Raw genomic sequence first — 597 nt, 5'->3', positions numbered from 1 at the left:
ACACCAAAGGACTTCAACTTTTGTTACAAATTCAGGACACAACAGCATCCACGGTGCTGTTACAATAGCAAATGTCAATGCATATTTTTTAATCAATACTTTTTCTATATTTAGTTTATTAAATATCCAGCGTCTGGCAATCCGGTAAATAACAAATATAGTAATTACAAATCCTATAAGAACCCACACAAATGTAACAGCTTTGAAATATATGTAGTAGCTTTCAATTGGATATTCTATATTTATATACCAAAGATTCATTAGTTTATCATTCAAAATATCAATATAACCAAAAATGTATACTGAAGACATTAATACGGGGAGTAAAAATGCTGAGCATATATTAGTAATTACACATTTTGTCCAAAATATTTTTTTATTAGCAATTGTTCCGTTCGTTTTCTTTAGATACTTGCTAAATATAAATAGATATAATAAATCTACTATAATGTATGTGGATATAATTACTACCCATGTTGGGTATGAATGTAAGATGTCTATCATTTGTTTTCACCGCCTTTACTTGCTTATAATATAGCCTTTCTTAAAATGCGCAGTTATTCTACGCAAAATATCCTCAACACTATCGAAATCATC

Annotated in this window: 1 protein-coding gene; it reads right to left on the bottom strand. The window is 28.8% G+C overall.

The window, feature by feature from the left end; genetic code table 11:
• Positions 1-504, bottom strand: a 504-nt coding sequence (locus tag DXC04_RS15780; protein WP_147366256.1) for a hypothetical protein, incomplete at its 3' end; no start/stop codon positions are given.
• Positions 505-597: the final 93 nt, after the last annotated feature.

The organism is Dorea sp. OM07-5 (genome assembly GCF_003481355.1).
In the GTDB taxonomy this organism is placed as follows: domain Bacteria; phylum Bacillota; class Clostridia; order Lachnospirales; family Lachnospiraceae; genus Dorea_D; species Dorea_D hominis.
This window is presented reverse-complemented; position numbering and strand designations above follow the sequence as displayed.